This is a genomic window from Enterococcus termitis, from assembly GCF_001730305.1.
In the GTDB taxonomy this organism is placed as follows: Bacteria; Bacillota; Bacilli; order Lactobacillales; family Enterococcaceae; genus Enterococcus_L; species Enterococcus_L termitis.
Genome location: NZ_MIJY01000040.1, coordinates 1 through 1,321 on the forward strand (window position 1 = coordinate 1; position 1,321 = coordinate 1,321).

The 1,321-nt window shown below is 42.6% G+C and carries 2 protein-coding genes; both read right to left on the reverse strand.

Going from position 1 to position 1,321, the window contains the following annotated elements; genetic code table 11:
* On the reverse strand, positions 1 to 388 hold a 388-nt coding region (locus BCR25_RS20440; RefSeq protein ID WP_211272512.1), incomplete at its 3' end, for an InlB B-repeat-containing protein.
* 579 nt (positions 389 to 967) lie between these two features.
* Positions 968 to 1,105 (reverse strand): HNH endonuclease, encoded by a 138-nt coding sequence (locus BCR25_RS20990; protein WP_083242698.1) that lies wholly within the window; start codon positions 1,103 to 1,105, stop codon positions 968 to 970.
* Positions 1,106 to 1,321 lie beyond the last annotated feature (216 nt).

A 1,321-nucleotide genomic window follows, 5' to 3' on the forward strand; every position in this document is an offset into this window, starting at 1 on the left:
CTGTAGCTGCATTCGTGTCATACCACCCGGCAAATGTGTACCCAGTTCTGGTTGGTCCGGCTGGAACTGTACTGGTGGCGTCATACTCGACTGTTCTTGTTCCAGGTACCGTGCCTCCGGTACTTCCGTTGCCGTTGAACGATTGTATATAGTTGTTTATTGTCCATTTAGCGTCCATTGTGACCCCGCCGACTGGAACGATGATCTGTGTGGGTCCTTGGTGTGGTTTTGCTCTTCCCTCCCATTTATCAAACGTGTACCCTTTTCTTTCTGGTTTGTCTGTTTGATTTAGTTGGTGTGTTTTGCCCGCAATTTCGTATTCGGTACTTGGAATCGTCCCCCCTGTGCTGTCTGGTGCCGAATATGCTATGGGTTGTGGCTCTGCCATATAAAATTCTACTAGTTCGATGTCATTTGTGCTCGGTCCGTACTGTGATTCTAACCCTATGTAAAATGGATAATTGGCTTGATACGGTACTGTGACTGTTACGGAATACCAATCTGTCAGGAGGCTCCCTACTACGTTGCCGTACGACTCGTTACTTATTTGTGTGTCTAAACCTAATAGGTATATCCGGACACCTACGGGATTAGAGAATTTGACATCGTATTCTATTGTGTTCGCTAAGAAGCGGACCTCATTTATCTCCATCAATACCGAACCCCCTCTTATGCTCATCCCTGGATCGTATATGAAGTTAGGTAAATACCTTGGGCCCTGCGGTTGTGATTTTGTCTTTGAGCTGCTACCTGAATGGCCGGTGCGCGGTTCTGGGTTTAGCGCTGGCGTAAGTTTCCCACCAATGACTTTGGTCTTGACCTCTGTACTCGCGAATGTGCTATTATTTTCATTTGCTGAAATGTTACTTAGTTCCATATGATATGCGTACCATGATACTGTTAGACTTACCAAAAATAATCCTATTATAATTCCTCGTTTCATTGCTCTCTGCCTTTCCCCTGTTGTTTAGTTTTTGTGCTCTCTTTTATGACAATTTTCACACAACCAAATTAAATTTTGTTTGTCATTTATATTTTCAAATGTACGTTTCGAGTTTATATGATGACGTGGCTGCTCTCGTAAACAAGTTAAATCAGTTATCATCTAGATCTGTCCAAAGTCTATTTACTCTTTTTTTCAAAAGTAAGGCTGACCAACTTATCTCACTTTCAAAGAACTTAATTGATCAGCCTTACTTATCTGTCTCTCTTTATGGTATCACTGAGAACGTATAGGTTAACTCCGCTTGATACTCTGATTGTGTTCCCGTATTTTGCCAGTTTTGGTTCCCTGGTACAACTAAGCTCACTTGCTCATCAC

Excerpts from the sequence above, each read along its gene's own strand:
- BCR25_RS20990 (WP_083242698.1), bottom strand. The coding sequence starts at position 1,105 with ATGATAACTGATTTAACTTGTTTACGAGAGCAGCCACGTCATCATATA.